The sequence below is a fragment of the Comamonas sp. JUb58 genome, from assembly GCF_004364775.1.
In the GTDB taxonomy this organism is placed as follows: domain Bacteria; phylum Pseudomonadota; class Gammaproteobacteria; order Burkholderiales; family Burkholderiaceae_C; genus Comamonas.
Genome location: NZ_SOAL01000003.1, coordinates 269050 through 287813 on the forward strand (window position 1 = coordinate 269050; position 18764 = coordinate 287813).

An 18764-nucleotide genomic window follows, 5' to 3' on the forward strand; every position below is an offset into this window, starting at 1 on the left:
GCACATTAGCTCCATCGACCTCATGCAAGTGGTATTCAGGAGTACAAAATGTCTGTTCCTTCTTTTCAACTCGGTTCGCGCAAACTCGTAGCTGCCTTGCTGACGGCAGGTGTGTTGGGCGGCGTTGGTGCCTCTGCACTGCAGCATGTGCAATGGAATGCCCATGCCCAAGGCGTTCCTGCCGTCATGGCGCAAGCAGCGCCCGCTGCAGCTCCCATGGTGAGCCTGCCCAATTTCACGACCATCACCCAGCAGGCCGGTCCTGCGGTGGTGAACATCAGTGTGCGCGGCACCCGCAAGGTCTCGGACGATGAGGACGACGGCGACGATGCCGACGCCGCACCTTCGGCCAACCGGGGCCAGCAGATCGACCCCAATGACCCGATGCTGCAGTTCTTCCGCCAGTTCGGCTTTGGTGTGCCGCAGCAAGGCATGCCCCACGGCTTTGGTCGCCAGGTGCCGCAAGAGGTGCCAATGGCCGGCGAAGGCTCGGGCTTCATCATCAGCCCCGATGGCACGATCCTGACCAATGCCCACGTGGTCAAGGGCGCCAAGACGGTGACGGTCAAGCTGACCGACCGGCGCGAGTTCAAGGCCAAGGTGCTGGGCTCGGACCCCAAGACCGATATCGCGGTGATCAAGATTGACGCCAAGGATTTGCCCGTTGCCAAGATCGGTGACTCCAAGGCCATCCAGCAAGGCGAATGGGTGCTGGCCATTGGCTCGCCCTTTGGCTTCGAGAACTCGGTGACGGCCGGTGTGGTCAGCGCCAAGGGCCGTGCGCTGCCCGATGACAGCTCGGTGCCCTTTATCCAGACCGATGTGGCGATCAACCCCGGCAATTCCGGTGGCCCGCTGATCAATGCCCGAGGCGAGGTGGTCGGCATCAACTCGCAGATCTACAGCAAGAGCGGCGGCTACCAAGGTCTGTCCTTTGCGATCCCGATTGACCTGGCGGTCAACATCAAGGACCAGATCGTCTCGCACGGCAAGGTCGACCATGCCCGCCTCGGTGTCGTGATCCAGGAGGTCAACCAGGCCTTTGCCGATTCCTTCAAGCTGCCCAAGCCCGAAGGCGCCCTGGTGGCCAGTGTGGAAAAGGGCGGCCCTGCCGACAAGGCCGGCCTGCAGCCCGGCGATGTGATCACCGGCTACAACGGCCAGTCGATTGTGTCGTCCAACGACCTGCCTGCGGCCATTGCCACGGCGCGGCCCGGCACCAAGGCCGAGCTGCAAGTCTGGCGCGGCGGCAAGGCCACCACCTTGCAAGCCACCTTGGGCGGCAATGTCAGCAAGGGCGAGCAGGTGGCTGGCAATGAGAAGGTCGGCAAGGGCAAGCTGGGCCTGGCGCTGCGCGAGCTGACGCCCCAGGAAAAGCAGGCCAGCGGCAGCCAGCAGGGCTTGATCGTCGAGCAAGCGGCCGGGCCTGCAGCGCTGGCCGGTGTACAGCCCGGTGACGTGGTGCTGTCCGTCAACGGCGCGGCGGTGAGCGGGATCGAGGATTTGCGCAAGCAGGTCGCCCAGTCCGACAAGTCGGTGGCGCTGCTGATCGAGCGCAATGGCCAGAAGATTTTTGTACCCGTGCAGCTGGGTTAAGAAAGGTTAGACCATGTCAAACACATTTCCCACTTGGGCAAAGGATGGCTGAGCACTGAGCCGCCTGGCCGCAAGGCCCGTAAACACTCTCCTCGGGGGTTCCCATAACCCCTTTAGGCCGGATCGCAGGATTCGGCCTTTTTTTTGTTCGGGCAGATAGCGGCTTACATGCGCCAGGCGCGCCACAGCATCAGTGGCACATCGCCCTTGCCAATGGTGCGGCGCTGCCACAGGCTCTGGCCTTGCAACGCCTCGACCTTGTCCAGAATGCGCAAGCCCCCTTGCACCACCAGGCGCAGCTCCCAGCCGGCGCGGCCGGGCACGCGGTGTACCAGCGGCGCGCCCTCCTCCATCAAGCGGCGGGCCCAGGCGGCCTGGTCCATCACCAGCTGGCGCAGCGCCGGGCTGTCCTGGCGCTGCTGCATGGCGGCCGTGGTGATACCGGCGGCCTGGCAGTCGGCATCATTGAGGTAGTAGCGGCCACGCGGAATATCGACGCTCAGGTCCTGCCAGAAGTTGATCAGCTGCAGCGCGCTGCAGATGGCATCGCTCTGGACCAGGGATGGGGCATCATCCACGCCATAGAGATGCAGCAGCAAGCGGCCTACCGGGTTGGCCGAGCGGCGGCAGTAGTCGAGCAGCTCGCTGCGGTCGGCATAGCGCGCGCCTTGGGCGGTCTTGTCGATGTCCTGCATGAAGGCACTGATCAAATCATCGAGCAGCACCACCGGCAGCTGCCACTGTTGGATGGCTGCCTGCAGCGGCGCAAACACGGCCTGCCAGCGCGCCAGTGGCGGCTTGCCCGCTGCGATATGGGCCAGCGCATCGCGGTAGGCCTGCAGCTCGGCCAGGCGGGTGGGCGCATCGGCATCGCCCTCGTCGGCAATGTCATCGGCCGTGCGCGCAAAGTGGTAGATCGCCGCAATGGGAGGGCGCAACGCCGGCGGGCACAGCCAGGAGGCCACCGGAAAATTCTCGTAGTGGGTGACGGGCGTGGCCACGGCGGGCGCTGAAGAGGAGGGCGTGGAATCTTTCACAGCGCCGATGCTAGCGCATCCCACACGGTGTGGCGGCCAAGCATTGACAGCCGGGAGCGAACTGTCTAAATTAGTGACCGTTTGGTCATTAAGGGCCCTCTGCGCAGCGCGCCTCCGGCTGTTGTGCAGAGGGTCCTTGGTGCGTTTCCCTCTTTTTCATCTGCCGGGCCAGGGTCATCTTGGCCTCTCACCGCCCGCATGCACACCATGTTCCTACCTCTTCGAGCGCCCAGCGCGCGTGCCGCAGTGCTGCTGCTGTCGATGGCTGCCTTGGCCAGCTTGACGGCCTGTTCACGCCAGGAATCCCCGCCAGAGCCGATCCGGGCGGTCAAGCTGCAAACGGTGGGTGCCGCGCCGCTGCAGGCGCAGACGGCGTTTGCCGGCGATATCCGGGCGCGCACCGAGGCGCAGCTGGGCTTTCGAGTAGCGGGCAAGGTGCTGAGCCGCAATGTGGAGCTGGGCCAGGCCATCAAGCCCGGGCAGTTGCTGGCCCAGTTGGATGGCGCCGATTACGCGCTAGCGGCGCAAGGCGCGCAGGCTCAGGTGCAGGCCGCCACCACGCAGCGTGATCTGGAGGCGGCCAACTACCGCCGCTTCAAGGAGCTGCGCGACAAGAACTTCATCAGCGCGGCCGAGATGGAGCGCCATGCGGCGGCGCTGAAATCGGCCCAGGCCCAGCTGGACCAGGCCAAGGCCAATGCCGCCAGCCAGAGCAACCAGACGGCCTATACCCGTCTGGTGTCCGATGTGGCCGGCGTGGTGACTGCCGTGAATGTGGAGCCCGGCCAGGTCGTGTCTGCCGGCAGCCCGGTGCTGCGCGTGGCCAAGGACGGCGCACGCGATGCCGTGTTTGCCGTGCCCGAGGACCGCATTGCCCAGCTCAAGCCTGGCCAGCCGGTGCAGGTCAAGGTCTGGCCCGAGGAACAGGCGCTGGGCGCCCATATCCGCGAAGTGGCGGCCAGCGCCGATGCCGCCACGCGCACCTACCAGGTCAAGGCCTCGCTGGATGCAGCCCCCAATGATGTGCTGCCCAAGCTGGGCGCCACGGTGACCGTGCTGCCGCCTGAGCGCCCCGCCGGTGCCGACAAGGCGGCCGATGTGATCAAGCTGCCTTTGTCGGCGCTCTGGGACAAGGGCGGCAGCAGCCAAGTCTGGGTGTTTGACCCGGCCAGCTCCACCGTGCAAGCCCAGGCGGTGGCCGTGGCGCGCATGGACGGCAATGACGCCGTCATCCAAAGCGGCCTGCAAGCCGGGCAGCAGGTGGTGATTGCCGGCGTGCATGTGCTCAATGCCGGCCAGAAGGTGACGGTGTTCCAGTCCAAGTACGCCGCCTCGGCGCCCGCGCAGACCCAGGCCGATGCTCCGGTGGTGAATGCGCCCGCCGCGGCAGATGCCGCTGCGCCTGCACCTGCGTCCAAACAATAAGAGGTGGCCATGCAAACACCTCAGAACACGCCGCAATGCGCTGGCACGCCATCCTCGGCCCCGGAGCCCGATGGCGAGAAGCACAGCAGCAGCAAGGGCTTCAACCTCTCGCGCTGGGCACTGCAGCATGTGCCGCTCACACGCTATTTGCTCATCATGCTGCTGGTGCTGGGCATCGGCGCCTATTTTCAGCTGGGCCAGGATGAAGACCCGCCCTTCACCTTCCGCGCGATGGTGGTCTCGGCCGCATGGCCTGGCGCCACGGCGCAGCAGATGGCCGAGCAGGTGACTGACAAGGTTGAGCGCACCCTGCAGGACGTGCCCAATGCCGACAAGATCGTCAGCTACTCCAAGCCCGGCGAGATGCTGGTCATCCTGAACCTGCGCGAAGACACGCGCCCGCAGGATGTGCCGCAGACCTGGCTGGCGGTGCGCAAAAAGGTGGGCGATATGCGCGCCAGCTTGCCCCAGGGCGTGCTCGGCCCTTTCTACAACGATGACTTTGGCGATGTCTACGGCGTGATCTATGCGCTGCAGGGCGAGGGCTATAGCTACGCCGAGCTCAAGGAATATGCCGACAGCGTGCGCCAGAGCCTGCTGCGGGTGAAGGATGTCGCCAAGGTCGAACTCTTTGGCGTGCAGGACGAGAAGCTCTATATCGAGATCTCGCGCAGCAAGCTGGCCCAGCTGGGGCTGGACATGAACCAGGTCATCGCCCAGCTCGGCCAGCAAAACGCGGTGCAAAGCGGTGGCGAGGTGCAGGCCGGTGCCGACCGGGTGCAGGTCGAGGTGACGGGCGAGTTCCGCCAGTTGGACGACGTCAAGGCCATGCCGATCCGGGGGCCCAATGGCAACCAGCTCAAGCTGGGCGATATTGCTGACATCTACCGCAGCTACCTGGACCCGGCCAAGACCAAGGTGCATTTCCAGGGCCAGCCCACGGTGGCCTTGGGCATCTCGATGCGCAAGGGCGGCGATGTGATTGCACTGGGCAAACATCTGCATGAGGCGGTGGACAAGATTGTGCCCGCCTTGCCGGCCGGCCTGAGCCTGGAGAACGTGCAGGACCAGCCCAAGGCCGTGTCCACCTCGGTGAACGAGTTTGTGCGCGTGCTGATCGAGGCGGTGGTGATTGTGCTGGCGGTGAGCTTTGTGAGCCTGGGCATGCATATCCGCAAGGGCAAGGACCCACTGTGGCGCCGCATCACCCTGGATCCGCGCCCCGGGCTGGTGGTGGGCATCACCATTCCGCTGGTGCTCTGCGCCACCTTTCTGGCGATGTGGTACTGGGGCATTGGCTTGCACAAGGTCTCGCTGGGCTCGCTGATCATTGCGCTGGGCCTCTTGGTGGATGACGCCATCATTGCGGTCGAGATGATGGTGCGCAAGATGGAAGAGGGCTATGACAAGCTGAGCGCGGCTACCGCCGCCTATGACATCACCGCCAAGCCCATGCTGACGGGCACCTTGATCACGGCGGCGGGCTTTATGCCGATTGGCATCGCCAAGTCCACCACCGGTGAGTACACCTTTGCGATCTTTGCGGTGACGGTGATTGCGCTGGTCATCAGCTGGGTGGCCTCGGTCTACTTTGTTCCCTACCTGGGCACGGTGTTCCTGAAGAAGCCCAAGCATGCGCCGCAAGAGGAGGGTGGCGAGCACGCGATGTTCGACACTCCCTTCTACAACCGTTTCCGCCGCACTGTCTCCTGGTGCGTGGAGCACCGCTGGCTGACGATTGGTGCCACGGTGCTGGTGTTTGCGCTGGGCCTGTTTGGCATGAGCAAGGTCCAGCAGCAGTTCTTCCCCGATTCCAACCGCACCGAGATCCTGATGGATGTCTGGCTGCCCGAGGGGTCGAGCATGGCTGCCAACGAAGAGGTGACGCGGCGCATCGAGCAGCGCATGCAGGCGCAGGACGGCATCGAGTCCGTCACCTCCTGGATCGGCTCGGGCGTGCCGCGCTTCTACCTGCCGCTGGACCAGATCTTCCCGCAGTCCAATGTGTCGCAGCTGATCCTGCTGCCCCACAATCTGGCCGACCGCGACAGCCTGATGAAGCGCCTGCCGACCTTGCTGGCCCAGGAGTTCCCGGAAGTGCGCGCCCGTGTCAAGCTGCTGCCCAGCGGCCCGCCGGTGCCCTACCCGGTGCAGTTCCGCGTGATGGGCCAGGACCCCAAGCTGCTGCGCGCGCTGGCCAGCGAAGTGCGTGCCAAGCTGGAGGCCTCGCCCGATATGCGGGGTGTGAACGACAACTGGAACGAGTCCATCAAGGTGCTGCGCCTGGAGGTGGACCAGAGCAAGGCCCGTGCGCTGGGCGTGAGCAACCAGAGCATTGCCCAGGCCACGCGCACGCAGCTGTCGGGCAACACCATCGGCCAGTACCGCGAAGGCGACAAGCTGATCGACATGGTGCTGCGCCAGCCGGTGGATGAGCGCCAGGCCGTGACCGATGTGGGCAATGCCTATGTGGCATCGAGCAGCGGCCAGGCCATCCTGCTGTCGCAGATTGCCAAGCCCAGTTTTGTCTGGGAGCCGGGTATTCTGTGGCGCCAGGGCAGGGAGTACGCGATCACCGTTCAAGGCGATGTGGCCGCCGGTCTGCAAGGCCCGACGGTGACACAAAAGCTCTGGCCTGATCTGCAGAAGCTGCAGCAGGGCTGGGCCGACAAGGGCCTGAACCAGTACCGCATCGAGATTGCTGGCGCGGTGGAAGAAAGCGCCAAGGGTTCGGACTCCATCATGGCGGGCATGCCCATCATGGTGTTCATCGTCTTCACCCTGCTGATGCTGCAACTGCACAGCTTCAGCCGTTCGGTGCTGGTCTATATCACCGGCTTCCTGGGCATTGCGGGCGTGACTGCGGCCTTGTTGCTGCTGAACCGGCCCTTTGGCTTTGTCGCCTTGCTGGGCGTGATCGCCCTGATGGGCATGATCCAGCGCAACTCGGTGATCCTGATCGACCAGATCGAGGCCAACCATGCGGCCGGCCTGTCGACCTGGGATGCGATTGTCGAAGCTGCCACTCACCGGCTGCGCCCGATTGCGCTGACCGCCGCTGCTGCCGTGCTGGCGATGATCCCGCTGTCTCGCAGCATCTTCTGGGGGCCGATGGCCGTTGCCATCATGGGCGGCCTGGTGGTTGCCACGGTGCTGACCTTGCTGGCGCTGCCGGCGATGTATGCGGCCTGGTTCCGCGTGAAAAAGGAGCACAGCGATGTGCCACTGTCGGCTGGGGTTTGAACGGTGTTTGATGCAAGCCAGTTTTTGCCCAGGTTTGCCCAAGGCGACAGTGGCTTGCATTAGAATCGCGGATTGACCTAAAAACAGGCGGGTTGGCTGACAAGCTGGCTGCGGCCGCAGCGCGCGGGTGGCGAAATTGGTAGACGCACCAGGTTTAGGTCCTGACGCCAGCAATGGTGTGGGGGTTCGAGTCCCCCCCCGCGCACCAAAAATTAATAGCAGAAGGTATAAGCACCATCTGCTTTTGCACTGAATATGAGCCGAATTTCCTGCAGGAGATTCGGCTTTTTTCTTGGCGTTTTGCGCCAGCGGCTGGCGGTATCCGGGTCTGACCCTGCGCCAAGACGGTATTGGCATCCAAGAAAAGAGCTGGCTTTATATATAATGTTCGGTTTCGGTCGATGGCGCCTTGCGCTGCACCGCTTTCGTGACAACGCTGGTTTTTGCCGCGTCACGCCAGGTGTTGCTTGCTACTGAATGCGCTGTCATCGTTTGATTTTTGGGTGTGCTGGGCTTAGGGCCAGTCGCCTATCTACTGGGACCCCAGGTTGTAAAACGGTGCCAATCCCCGTTGATGCCATCCCCGATGTGACACGGAATGTCCTCGCATCGGACGCAAGCTTTGCCGCTTGCAGGCTGGCTTGAATGGCGTTTGCACACCGTGGCCGGAAGGGTTCGTGCCTAACTAGGATTAACCATGGCAGTGAATGTTGAAACCCTTGAAAAGCTCGAGCGCAAAATTTCGCTGAGCTTGCCTCTCGCATCCGTGCAAACCGAAGTGGACAGCCGCCTGAAGCGCCTGGCCCGCACCGTGAAGATGGACGGCTTCCGTCCAGGCAAGGTGCCGATGAACGTGGTGGCACAGCGCTATGGCTATTCCGTGCAGTACGAAGTGCTCAACGAGAAGGTCGGCGAGGCTTTTGCCAAGGCCGCCAACGAAGCCGAGCTGCGCGTGGCCGGTCAGCCCAAGATCACTGAAAAAGAAGGCGCACCTGAGGGTGAGCTGGCATTTGACGCCGTGTTCGAAGTGTTCCCCGAAGTCAAGATCGGTGACCTGGCTTCCGCTGAAGTCGAGAAGCTGGCTGCCGACGTGGACGACGCTGCCATCGAAAAGACCATCGACATCCTGCGCAAGCAGCGTCGCACCTTCGCCCAGCGCCCAGCCGACACGGCTGCCGTTGACGGCGACCGCGTGACCGTGGACTTCGAAGGCAAGATCGACGGCGAACCCTTCGCTGGCGGCAAGGCTGAAGCATTCCAGTTCCTGATCGGCGAAGGCCAGATGCTCAAGGAATTCGAAGACGCAGTGCGCGGCATGAAGACCGGCGAATCCAAGACTTTCCCCCTGGCATTCCCAGAGGACTACCACGGCAAGGAAGTGGCTGGCAAGACCGCCGACTTCCTGGTGACCGTCAAGAAGGTGGAAGCCGCCAACCTGCCCGAAGTGAACGAAGCACTGGCCAAGTCCCTGGGCATTGCTGACGGTTCCGTCGAAGGCCTGCGCGCTGACATCAAGAAGAACCTGGAGCGTGAAGTCAAGTTCCGCGTTCAGTCGCGTAACAAGCAAGCCGTGATGGAAGCCCTGGTTTCCAAGGCTGAGCTGGACCTGCCCAAGGCCAGCATCGACGCCGAAGTCGGCCGTCTGCTGGAAGGCGCCCGTGAAGAGCTGAAGCAACGCGGCATCAAGGACGCTGAAAAGGCGGAAATCCCTGCTGACGTGTTCCTGCCCCAAGCCGAGCGCCGCGTGCGTCTGGGTCTGGTGGTGGCCGAGCTGGTCAAGGCCAACAAGCTGGAAGCCACGCCTGAGCAAATCAAGGCCCACATCGACGAGCTGGCATCGAGCTACGAGAAGCCAGAAGACGTCGTGCGTTGGTACTTTGGTGACCGCCAACGTCTGGCCGAAGTCGAAGCCGTTGTGATCGAAAACAACGTGACCGAATTCGTGCTGGGCAAGGCCAAGGTCAGCGATAAGACCGTGTCCTTCGACGAACTGATGGGCCAACAAGGCTGATAGGACGCGTGCTGGACGGCCATGGCCGCCAGCACTGCTGACAGCTGAAAACAGGGGCTTGTGCTTTTGGGCGCAGGCCCCATTTTATTGGGGTACAGTTAGCGCAGTCACAGTGCATTGACGCTAGCTTCCACCAATCCTGAACGGAGATGTAATGAGCGCACAAGATATTCAGAACTTGGGTTTGATCCCGATGGTGATCGAGCAATCGGGCCGTGGTGAGCGCTCGTTTGACATTTACTCGCGTCTGCTCAAGGACCGCGTGATTTTCCTGGTGGGCGAAGTCAACGACCAGACCGCCAACCTGGTGGTCGCCCAGCTGCTGTTCCTGGAAAGCGAAAACCCCGACAAGGAGATTTCGCTCTACATCAACTCGCCTGGCGGCAGCGTGACGGCCGGCATGGCCATCTATGACACCATGCAGTTCATCAAGCCCCAGGTCTCGACCATGTGCCTGGGCTTTGCTGCCAGCATGGGTGCTTTCCTGCTGGCCGCTGGTGAGAAGGGCAAGCGCTACTCGCTGCCCAACTCCAAGATCATGATCCACCAGGTGCTGGGCGGTGCCCGTGGCCAGGCAACGGATATCGAAATCCATGCCCGCGACATCATCCGCACCAAGGAGCAGATGAACCGCATCCTGGCAGACCGCACCGGCCAGCCTTATGAAAAGGTCAAGGCCGATACCGAGCGCGACTACTTCATGACGGCACCAGAAGCCCAGGAGTACGGTTTGGTCGATACTGTGGTAGAAAAGCGCCCATAAGTAGGCTTTTCCGGTGAAGCGGCCCCAACCCTACCGGTTGAGGCCGCTTTGTAGTTGGTTATCATTGTTTCCACATAGATTCGATTGAAGGCATTGCCCCCATGGCCGAGAAAAAAGGCTCATCCAGCGAAAAAACCCTGTACTGCTCCTTCTGCGGCAAGAGCCAGCATGAGGTGAAGAAACTCATTGCCGGACCGTCCGTGTTCATCTGCGATGAGTGCATCAACCTCTGCAATGACATCGTGCGCGACGAAGTGGCGGCAGAAGGCAAGGAGGGCGAGAAGGCCAAGGGCAATGATCTGCCGACACCGGCCGAGATCAAGGCTACCCTGGACAACTATGTCATCGGTCAGGATCCCGCCAAGCGCACCTTGGCCGTGGCGGTGTACAACCACTACAAGCGCCTGGCGCACAAGGACAAGGCCGGCAAGGACGATGTGGAGCTGGCCAAGAGCAATATCTTGCTGATCGGCCCCACCGGTTCGGGCAAGACCTTGCTCGCCCAGACCCTGGCCCGCCAGCTGAACGTGCCCTTTGTGATGGCCGACGCCACCACCTTGACGGAAGCCGGCTATGTCGGCGAGGACGTCGAGAACATCGTGCAGAAGCTGCTGCAAAGCTGCAACTACGATGTGGAGCGCGCCCAGCGCGGTATCGTCTATATCGACGAAATCGACAAGATCACGCGCAAGGCGGACAACCCCTCGATCACCCGTGACGTTTCGGGCGAAGGCGTGCAGCAGGCGCTGCTCAAGCTGATTGAAGGCACGATGGCCTCGATCCCGCCCCAAGGCGGCCGCAAGCACCCGAACCAGGATTTCCTGCAGGTCGACACGACCAATATCCTGTTCATCTGCGGCGGCGCCTTTGCGGGGCTCGAAAAGGTCATCGAGAACCGTTCCGAGGCCTCGGGCATCGGTTTCGGTGCCACCGTCAAGAGCAAGCAGCAGCGTTCCATCTCCGAGGCTTTCCGCGACATCGAGCCGGAAGACCTGATCAAGTTCGGCATCATCCCCGAGCTGGTGGGTCGTCTGCCGGTGGTCACCGCGCTGGCCGAGCTGTCGGAAGACGCGCTGGTCCAGATCCTGACCCAGCCCAAGAATGCGCTGGTCAAGCAGTACAACAAGCTGCTGGGCATGGAAGGCGTGGAGCTGGAAGTGCGCCCGGATGCCCTGATCGCGATTGCGAAGAAGGCCCTGGCCCGCAAGACCGGCGCGCGTGGTTTGCGCTCGATCTTGGAGCAGTCGCTGATGACCACCATGTTTGACCTGCCCACCACCGACAATGTGGCCAAGGTGGTGGTCGAAGAAGCGACCATCAATGAAGGCAAGCCGCCCCTCCTGGTGTACCGGGAAGCGGCCAAGAAGGCCTGACAGGCTGCGATGGCAGAGACCGCATGGGCTCTGCCATCGGTGTTTTACAAGGATCGCCTGGCGCTGCCGGGCGCCATCCCAAGGGCTTGAGGGTGCATTTGCTGGCCTGCACCCGCCCTGGCCCCTGGTTTTTCATGGCCAAGGGTTGAAAAATCACTTTTACGAATCATCTTCGTACAAGTTTCAAAAGGATTTTCATGTCCGACAACCAAACCCCTTCCTCCCATCCCCTGGAATTGCCCATGCTCCCGCTGCGGGACGTGGTCGTTTTTCCGCACATGGTGATTCCGCTGTTCGTTGGCCGCCCCAAGAGCATCAAGGCTCTGGAGACAGCCATGGAGGGCGACCGCAAGATCATGCTGGTGGCCCAGAAGACGGCTGCCAAGGACGACCCCACGGTGAACGACATGTTCAGCGTGGGCTGCGTATCGACCATCCTGCAGATGCTCAAGCTCCCGGACGGCACCGTCAAGGTGCTGGTGGAGGGTGTGCAGCGTGCCCAGGTGCAGGAAATCGCCGAAGGCGAGGACTACTTCACCGCCCAGATCGAACCCGTGGAGCCCGGCGATAGCGCCGACAAGGCCAGCGAGATCGAGGCCCTGCGCCGCGCCGTGATGCAGCAGTTTGACCAGTACGTCAAGCTCAACAAGAAGATCCCGTCCGAGATCCTGACCTCCATCTCCGGCATCGATGACGCTGGCCGCCTGGCCGACACCATTGCCGCCCATCTGCCGCTGAAGCTGGAGAACAAGCAGGCCGTGCTGGAACTGCAAAAGGTGCAGGACCGCCTGGAAAACCTGTACGACCAGCTCGAACGCGAAGTCGACATCCTCAATGTCGACAAGAAGATCCGTGGCCGCGTCAAAAAGCAGATGGAAAAGAGCCAGCGCGACTTCTACCTGAACGAGCAGGTCAAGGCCATCCAGAAGGAGTTGGGCGAGGGCGAAGACGGCGCTGATCTGGAAGACCTTGAGAAGAAGATCAAGCTCGCCAAGATGACGCAGGATGCGCGCAAGAAGGCCGAGGGCGAGCTCAAGAAGCTCAAGCTGATGTCGCCGATGTCGGCCGAAGCCTCGGTGGTGCGCAACTACATCGAAACCCTGGTGAACCTGCCATGGGGCAAGAAGACCAAGGTCAAGAAAGACCTGGTGGTCGCCGAGGACGTGCTGAACGAAGACCACTACGGTCTGGACAAGGTCAAGGACCGCATCCTGGAATACCTCGCGGTGCAACAGCGCGTGGACAAGGTCAAGGCACCGATCCTGTGCCTGGTCGGCCCTCCTGGCGTGGGCAAGACCTCGCTGGGCCAGTCGATTGCCAAAGCCACCGGCCGCAAGTATGTGCGTATGGCGCTGGGCGGCATGCGTGACGAGGCCGAGATCCGCGGTCACCGCCGTACCTACATCGGCGCGATGCCGGGCAAGGTGCTGCAGAACCTGTCCAAGGTCGGCACGCGCAATCCGCTGTTCCTGCTCGACGAAATCGACAAGCTGGGCATGGACTTCCGGGGTGACCCATCCAGCGCCTTGCTGGAGGTGCTCGACCCCGAGCAGAACAGCAAGTTTGGCGACCACTATGTGGAAGTCGACTTCGACCTCAGCGATGTGATGTTTGTGGCGACCTCGAACTCGATGAACATCCCGCCAGCGCTGCTGGACCGGATGGAAGTGATCCGCCTGGCGGGTTACACCGAGGACGAGAAGACCAATATCGCGATGCGCTACCTGCTGCCCAAGCAGATCGAGAATAACGGCGTCAAGGCTGGCGAGCTCGAACTGCGCGAGGACGCCGTGCGCGACATCGTGCGCTACTACACCCGTGAAGCCGGTGTGCGTTCGCTCGAGCGTGAGCTGTCCAAGATCTGCCGCAAGGTGGTCAAGAACATCCAGCTGGGCAAGGCACAGGCACCGGTGCAGGTGACGGCCGACAACCTGCCCGACTACCTGGGTGTGCGCAAGTTCAGCTACGGCCATGCCGAGCAGAAGAACCAGGTCGGCCAGGTCGTGGGCCTGGCCTGGACCGAGGTGGGCGGCGATTTGCTGACCATCGAAGCAGCTGCCATGCCCGGCAAGGGCGTCATCAACCGCACCGGCTCGCTGGGCGATGTGATGAAGGAATCGGTCGAAGCAGCCCGCACCGTGGTGCGCAGCCGTGCACGTTCACTGGGCATCCGCGACGACGTGTTCGAGAAGCGCGACATCCACATCCACGTGCCCGATGGCGCCACCCCCAAGGATGGCCCCAGCGCTGGTGCCGCGATGACGACGGCGCTGGTGTCGGTGCTGACTGGCATCCCCGTGCGTGCCGATGTGGCGATGACCGGTGAGATCACCTTGCGCGGTGAAGTCACCGCCATCGGTGGCTTGAAGGAAAAGCTGTTGGCCGCGCTGCGTGGTGGCATCAAGACCGTGATGATCCCGGAAGAGAACGTCAAGGACCTGGCCGAGATCCCCGACAACGTCAAGAGCGGTCTGGAGATCGTGCCGGTGCGCTGGATCGACAAGGTGCTGGAAGTGGCGCTGGAAGTCAAACCCACGCCCTTGAGCGACAGCGATGCGCCTGCGGCCGAGCCGGTGCCCGTGGTGCCTGCGGTGGCCGTTGCAGCTACCGCCGCCAAGGCCGCACCAGCGCGCCGCTCGCGTGCCGTCAAGCACTGATCGGCTGCTGAGCAGCAAGGAAAACCGGCCCGTCATCAAAAACGGGCCGGTTTGCCAAAAAGACCAAAAAATATGCGTTACAATGCATACCATCGCGGAGCCCGGTATATAATAGCGGACTTCCGGTAAAGCGGATATGCGGGAATAGCTCAGTTGGTAGAGCGATACCTTGCCAAGGTATAGGTCGACGGTTCGAACCCGTTTTCCCGCTCCAAATTGGCTGTGTTGATGGCTTCAGCATGGCAACAATCGATGGCGCGATAGCAAAGCGGTTATGCCCCGGATTGCAAATCCGGTTAGACCAGTTCGACTCTGGTTCGCGCCTCCAGGACATGCTTGTCAGTACGTTTTGGGTTCGTGGTGAAACGAACAAAATTTGCGGGAATAGCTCAGTTGGTAGAGCGATACCTTGCCAAGGTATAGGTCGACGGTTCGAACCCGTTTTCCCGCTCCAGTTTTTCAAAGCTGGTGTGGCTTCAGTTCATGCTAGTTTTTGCGGGAATAGCTCAGTTGGTAGAGCGATACCTTGCCAAGGTATAGGTCGACGGTTCGAACCCGTTTTCCCGCTCCAGTGTTCAAAGCTGGTGTGGATCCGTTCATGCTGGTTTTTGCGGGAATAGCTCAGTTGGTAGAGCGATACCTTGCCAAGGTATAGGTCGACGGTTCGAACCCGTTTTCCCGCTCCAACACATTTCGAAAAAGAGCCTCAGGGCTCTTTTTTGCTTTTCAGCTTCGGCCTTTTGCTAGCCGGAGCTGGCTGCCACCGCGAGCCTGCGGGTCGCGCAGGACTTGCAGCTTCCTTCTTCTTTTTCTTCATGCGGTACGACATGCGCTTGCAATCATCGCTGCAGCGTTGCGCTCAGCCACGATCTACTGCTGTCTTCGTCCAATAGCGTAGCTGGAGCAGCTAGAATGACATGCTGCGTGCCCCGATGGTGAAATTGGTAGACACCCGGGACTTAAAATCCCGTGCCGCGAAAGTGGCGTGCCGGTTCGATCCCGGCTCGGGGCACCATCCATATATTTTGCTTTCACTGGATTTAACTTTGCAGAGTGAAAATCGTGAATTTTCAAGCTTTAGCGGATACCATCTAACCCGTTTTAACTGCCAAAAGTGATTGTCCGTGAAGCTGGCTGCACGGGAAATGCACGGGCAAATGCACGGGAGATTTGGGGATGGGGAAGCCGAGGAAAACTGCTGAGGGCACATGGCGCGTGCAGTACCAGCTGGATGGCAAGCGTGTCGGAGGCACATTCGCAACCAAGCGAGAGGCTGACGACTGGTTGGCTCGCACTCGGGTAGAAAGCACGGCTCGCCAGCAAGGGAAAACCGGCACCATCAAGACACTCAAGCAGGCGATGTTGCGTTATGGAGAGGAGGTTTCTCCAACCAAGCGCGGCGGTGATAAGGAAGTCATCCGCATCAACGCCATTCTGCAGCATGAGGCATTCCCCTCCAATGTGAAGATGTCGGACCTGACTCCAGACCATCTGACAGCCTGGCGGGATGCCCGGCTCAAGATTCGGGCACGCGGCTCAGTCTTGCGGGACATGAACCTTCTCTCATCCATCATGACGACGGCAAGGCGGGAATGGCGCTGGATTGCAGCCAACCCAATGAGTGATGTTCGCCGGCCTGCTGAGCCTGACCACCGCGAGGTAGTCATATCGCGGGTCCAGATCGTCAAGATGATGCGCGCGCTGGACTACTCTAGCGGTCCTGTCCGGAGTGTTCGACAGGCGGTAGCCATGGCGTTTGCTATGGCTCTATGTACGGGGATGCGGGCGGGGGAGTTGTGTAATTTGAAGTGGGAAGATGTGCGAGAGGATCATGTCATCCTGCACATCACCAAAAACGGGAAGCGCCGTGAAGTTCCGCTGAGTTCACGGGCAAAGATGCTCATCAACCGGCTGCGCGGCTGGGATGAGGTGAAGGTGTTCGGGATTACCGCGCAATCCTTGGACGCGATGTTCCGCAAGTATCGGGTCCGTGCAGGGCTCTCGGGGTTCACGTTCCATGACAGCCGGCATACGGCGGCAACGATGATCGCCGGCCGCATGCGCAGTGGCAGCATGCCTGCGCAGCAGGCCGTCATGGACCTTTGCAAAATGTTTGGGTGGTCCAGGATGGACCAGGCGCTGGTCTACTACAACCCCAAGGCCGGGGACATAGCCGCGCGCCTTGGTTAGGCCTTCTTCTTTGATTCCCACTCAAGCACCTCGGCGAGCAGCCAGCGGCCGTCGTTGCAGGGTTCGGGGAAGTCGCCGCGGCGGACCATCGCCATCACTGTCTGGCGGCATCGGCCCACGCGCTCTGTGACTTGCACAGTGCTGAGCCGGTCGCCCTTGTTCTGGGCCATCAGGATCACAGCATCAGTCGCCTGCGCCACGGCTTTAGTGAGGCGTGCGACCTCCTTCTGGAGTGCTTCGATTTCACTCATATCAGTTCTCCAAAAAATTACCCCGCTCATTGGCGGGGCTCGGTTTCGTCTAGTTCGCGGAAGGGTGCTCGTTTGTCACCCCATTTGCGGGAGCGTTTGGTGGGCATAGTTACCGATCGGGTAGATGTTGGGTATTTGCCGTCCCAACCGGGTCATTTCTTACCGCTCGGGAATGGCTGCCAGCGGTCTGCCTCACGGCTTGGGTCAGGGGTTGTCATTGGTGGCTTCCATGAGGTTTCACATGCTCCCAGCTCGAACCAGGCTGCCCTGGCGCGTTGCTGTTGGTGCAGGCGTTGTCGTGGTGGGTAGCTTTGGGGCAGCGCTTGTTGCCGCAATCGGGGCACACGATGAAGCGCATGTCGGATAGCGTGGCGGGCCGGCAGGTTTCACACCAGCAGGATGCGGCTGACTTCTTGACCAGCCCGGACAGGTCAAACGGCACATGGCGGCATTTGTCGCAGCGGTGGAAGGTGGAATAGCCATTCCAGTCGGCTTGATAGTGGCCCTCACTGCAGTGCATGCAGATCTTGCCAATGCCAGCCTGAAAGGCTTCGTCCTGATCCTTTTTGCGCCGCACTTGCAGATTTTTGTAGGCAGCTTCAATCTGCTCATCCGTCAGCGGCTCACGCTCAGGTGGGGGAGGGGCGGCTGAGAGCATGCCGTTCCACATGCGCAGCCCGTCCGGCCACTCTTCTTCTAGCCACTCACTGTGCGAGCTGTGATCCATCAAGGCCTTCTGAGCAGCACGCTTCATGTTGGAGTCTGGCTCCACTGGCACCAGGCGCCACCCATCCGGCGCAGCCTGCCGCGCTGATAGCTGGGCCAACTGGTTGCGCGCCTCGGTGTTCAGCCGATTGGCCATGTCCAGGCGCTGGGTGAGGGCGGTGACTTGCTGCTCGGCTATCACCGCCCGATTTGCTTGGGCGATGAGTTGATCCTCAAGAGAGTCGGCGCGGGCGCGCAAACAATCAAGCATGTTGAAGTCGGGAGATTTGCCCAGCGGCGGCTTCCAGAGAATGCCACCCTCATGGGTGTAGCCGAGGTTTTCGAGCGTGGCTATGGCTGCTTTGGCCTTATCGGTCATGGTGCTTCCTTGGGGGCGGGCTCGGCCAGCCGTTCAAAGTAAAAGGTCACGGGCGAGCTGGTGAGCTGAACGAGGCCGTAGCGCACGGCGCGGCGGAATGTGCTCACATCGCGCTGCAGCACATCGTTGCTCCGCTGGATGATGTCGCGCCAACTTTCCAGGCTCATGGAATGCTTATCGATGTTGCAGGGCGGGCATGCTGGGTTCATGTTCTCCAGCGTGTCGCGGTGGGGGTAGTCGGGCCCCCTGGGGGCCTTCAGCCAGTCGTTGCGCACAATCGGTTCAATGTGATCGGCGTGCCAGCGTTCGCCCAGCGGCTGCCCGCAGTATGCGCACCGGCCGCCGAACTTTTCCCGGAGAGTGGCACGCTTTGCTTTGTTCAGGGCCATCTCAATCCTCCTTCTTGGCCTGGGCTGCCATCAGGGCGTCCACATAGATGGCACGCTGTTTGGATGCCGCCATTGGGGTTGGCTTTGCGTATTTGCCGATCAAGAGCGCATGCTCCTTGATAGCGGCCCATTCTTTGGGGCGGTTTTCTACCGGGCTGTGCGGGCCTCCGTCGTAAAGCTTTCCGAGCGTGCCGTTTGACAGTCGATAGTACGGCGTTGAGCGTGCCAAGGCCTTTGCTGTATCAGCGGCAACTGCTATGCATTCCGTTTCTGCGCAAATTTTTCTCACTGCCTGCTCAGAATATCGGCCAGCCTTTTCCACGCAGATCGTGTACCCGCGGCTTTCAGCCTTCCACCAGCAGATGTGCTCGTCGTGCCTTTGTGTGTGGCCCACATGGGCGATCAGATACTCATTCATTGGTTGCTGTCCTTCTGTGGTTGGGCCTGGGCGGGCTGGCCCTCCCTCTGTTAGTGCCGATGCAAATCTGATCAGGTAAACCACAAAGTGCCGATGCAAAATTGACCAGGGTGTTCCACTGACCTGCTGAAACTTTCAGCAGGGGATTCAAGGTGATCACCATGGACATGATTGGCAAGGTCAGGCGCATGAAGCTGCGTGACCAACTCTCCCTCAGCGAGATCGCGAGACGCACTGGCCTTGCTCGCAATACCGTCAAGAAGTGGCTCAAGGCTCCCGGCGACGTCGTGCCCAAGTACGAGCGGATCAAGCAGGCTGGAAAGCTCA

At 61.4% G+C, this 18764-nt stretch carries 14 protein-coding genes and 7 tRNA genes; 16 read left to right on the forward strand and 5 right to left on the reverse strand.

Annotated features, from left to right (window positions below):
- Window positions 1–48 precede the first annotated feature (48 nt).
- Window positions 49–1596 (forward strand): DegQ family serine endoprotease, encoded by a 1548-nt coding sequence (locus EDF71_RS04805; RefSeq protein WP_133855482.1) that lies wholly within the window; start codon window positions 49–51, stop codon window positions 1594–1596.
- Window positions 1597–1760: 164 nt separating this feature from the next.
- Here the strand turns inward: EDF71_RS04805 and hpnC are convergent, their stop codons facing one another.
- A complete protein-coding gene (gene hpnC, locus EDF71_RS04810; protein ID WP_243854176.1) occupies window positions 1761–2633 on the reverse strand; it encodes a squalene synthase HpnC in 873 nt (290 codons plus the stop codon).
- Window positions 2634–2840: 207 nt separating this feature from the next.
- Here hpnC and EDF71_RS04815 point away from each other — a divergent pair, with 207 nt between their 5' ends.
- The 14 genes from EDF71_RS04815 to EDF71_RS04880 all read left to right on the forward strand — a co-directional run bounded on the left by EDF71_RS04815 (window position 2841) and on the right by EDF71_RS04880 (window position 16295).
- Window positions 2841–4058, forward strand: coding sequence for an efflux RND transporter periplasmic adaptor subunit (locus EDF71_RS04815; protein ID WP_133855483.1), 1218 nt, complete (start codon window positions 2841–2843; stop codon window positions 4056–4058).
- Between the two features lie 9 nt (window positions 4059–4067).
- Window positions 4068–7301, forward strand: a complete 3234-nt coding sequence (locus EDF71_RS04820) for an efflux RND transporter permease subunit (protein ID WP_133855484.1) — start codon at window positions 4068–4070, stop codon at window positions 7299–7301.
- A gap of 121 nt (window positions 7302–7422) precedes the next feature.
- Window positions 7423–7509 (forward strand) — tRNA-Leu (locus EDF71_RS04825).
- Between the two features lie 489 nt (window positions 7510–7998).
- Entirely contained in the window at window positions 7999–9312 is a 1314-nt protein-coding gene (tig, locus tag EDF71_RS04830; RefSeq protein ID WP_021027444.1) for a trigger factor, read from the forward strand.
- A gap of 154 nt (window positions 9313–9466) precedes the next feature.
- The gene (gene clpP, locus EDF71_RS04835) at window positions 9467–10075 is read left to right on the forward strand and encodes an ATP-dependent Clp endopeptidase proteolytic subunit ClpP (protein ID WP_133855485.1); all 609 of its coding nucleotides are present in this window, start codon (window positions 9467–9469) and stop codon (window positions 10073–10075) included.
- 101 nt (window positions 10076–10176) lie between these two features.
- Window positions 10177–11448 carry an ATP-dependent Clp protease ATP-binding subunit ClpX gene (clpX, locus tag EDF71_RS04840; protein WP_133855486.1) on the forward strand — a complete coding sequence of 424 codons (1272 nt, stop codon included), beginning with the start codon at window positions 10177–10179 and terminating at the stop codon, window positions 11446–11448.
- A gap of 197 nt (window positions 11449–11645) precedes the next feature.
- Window positions 11646–14105: an endopeptidase La gene (lon, locus tag EDF71_RS04845; RefSeq protein WP_133855487.1), complete on the forward strand. Its 2460-nt coding sequence runs from the start codon at window positions 11646–11648 to the stop codon at window positions 14103–14105.
- Between the two features lie 138 nt (window positions 14106–14243).
- Window positions 14244–14319: transfer RNA gene (locus EDF71_RS04850), tRNA-Gly, on the forward strand.
- 40 nt (window positions 14320–14359) lie between these two features.
- A tRNA-Cys gene (locus tag EDF71_RS04855) sits at window positions 14360–14433 on the forward strand.
- Window positions 14434–14483: 50 nt separating this feature from the next.
- Window positions 14484–14559: transfer RNA gene (locus EDF71_RS04860), tRNA-Gly, on the forward strand.
- A gap of 41 nt (window positions 14560–14600) precedes the next feature.
- Window positions 14601–14676, forward strand: a tRNA-Gly gene (locus EDF71_RS04865).
- Window positions 14677–14715: 39 nt separating this feature from the next.
- A tRNA-Gly gene (locus EDF71_RS04870) sits at window positions 14716–14791 on the forward strand.
- Between the two features lie 240 nt (window positions 14792–15031).
- Window positions 15032–15120: transfer RNA gene (locus tag EDF71_RS04875), tRNA-Leu, on the forward strand.
- 200 nt (window positions 15121–15320) lie between these two features.
- Window positions 15321–16295 (forward strand): site-specific integrase, encoded by a 975-nt coding sequence (locus EDF71_RS04880; protein ID WP_243854177.1) that lies wholly within the window; start codon window positions 15321–15323, stop codon window positions 16293–16295.
- Here the strand turns inward: EDF71_RS04880 and EDF71_RS04885 are convergent.
- From EDF71_RS04885 to EDF71_RS04900, 4 genes are all read right to left on the reverse strand, one after another.
- Entirely contained in the window at window positions 16292–16546 is a 255-nt protein-coding gene (locus tag EDF71_RS04885; protein ID WP_133855489.1) for a hypothetical protein, read from the reverse strand. The two genes, EDF71_RS04880 and EDF71_RS04885, sit on opposite strands and share 4 nt — an antisense overlap.
- A gap of 214 nt (window positions 16547–16760) precedes the next feature.
- Window positions 16761–17630 (reverse strand): hypothetical protein, encoded by an 870-nt coding sequence (locus EDF71_RS25255; RefSeq protein ID WP_208300993.1) that lies wholly within the window; start codon window positions 17628–17630, stop codon window positions 16761–16763.
- Complete coding sequence (locus EDF71_RS04895) at window positions 17627–18019, reverse strand: HNH endonuclease signature motif containing protein (protein WP_133855490.1); 393 nt, start codon at window positions 18017–18019, stop codon at window positions 17627–17629. The genes EDF71_RS25255 and EDF71_RS04895 overlap by 4 nt, the downstream gene beginning before the upstream one ends.
- 1 nt (window position 18020) lies before the next feature.
- Window positions 18021–18437 carry a hypothetical protein gene (locus tag EDF71_RS04900; protein ID WP_133855491.1) on the reverse strand — a complete coding sequence of 139 codons (417 nt, stop codon included), beginning with the start codon at window positions 18435–18437 and terminating at the stop codon, window positions 18021–18023.
- A gap of 161 nt (window positions 18438–18598) precedes the next feature.
- On the opposite strand from EDF71_RS04900, the gene EDF71_RS25360 reads away from it, so the two are divergent.
- Window positions 18599–18764 (forward strand): helix-turn-helix domain-containing protein (locus tag EDF71_RS25360; protein ID WP_347876660.1); only part of this gene is annotated, 166 nt, incomplete at its 3' end.

Bases quoted from the DNA above. Each gene is read 5' to 3' on its own strand.
- EDF71_RS04885 (WP_133855489.1), bottom strand. From the start codon at position 16,546: ATGAGTGAAATCGAAGCACTCCAGAAGGAGGTCGCACGCCTCACTAAA.
- EDF71_RS04900 (WP_133855491.1), bottom strand. From the start codon at position 18,437: ATGAATGAGTATCTGATCGCCCATGTGGGCCACACACAAAGGCACGAC.
- lon (WP_133855487.1), top strand. From the start codon at position 11,646: ATGTCCGACAACCAAACCCCTTCCTCCCATCCCCTGGAATTGCCCATG.
- EDF71_RS04895 (WP_133855490.1), bottom strand. From the start codon at position 18,019: ATGGCCCTGAACAAAGCAAAGCGTGCCACTCTCCGGGAAAAGTTCGGC.
- EDF71_RS04805 (WP_133855482.1), top strand. From the start codon at position 49: ATGTCTGTTCCTTCTTTTCAACTCGGTTCGCGCAAACTCGTAGCTGCC.
- clpP (WP_133855485.1), top strand. From the start codon at position 9,467: ATGAGCGCACAAGATATTCAGAACTTGGGTTTGATCCCGATGGTGATC.
- tig (WP_021027444.1), top strand. From the start codon at position 7,999: ATGGCAGTGAATGTTGAAACCCTTGAAAAGCTCGAGCGCAAAATTTCG.
- EDF71_RS04820 (WP_133855484.1), top strand. From the start codon at position 4,068: ATGCAAACACCTCAGAACACGCCGCAATGCGCTGGCACGCCATCCTCG.
- EDF71_RS25255 (WP_208300993.1), bottom strand. From the start codon at position 17,630: ATGACCGATAAGGCCAAAGCAGCCATAGCCACGCTCGAAAACCTCGGC.
- clpX (WP_133855486.1), top strand. From the start codon at position 10,177: ATGGCCGAGAAAAAAGGCTCATCCAGCGAAAAAACCCTGTACTGCTCC.
- EDF71_RS04815 (WP_133855483.1), top strand. From the start codon at position 2,841: ATGTTCCTACCTCTTCGAGCGCCCAGCGCGCGTGCCGCAGTGCTGCTG.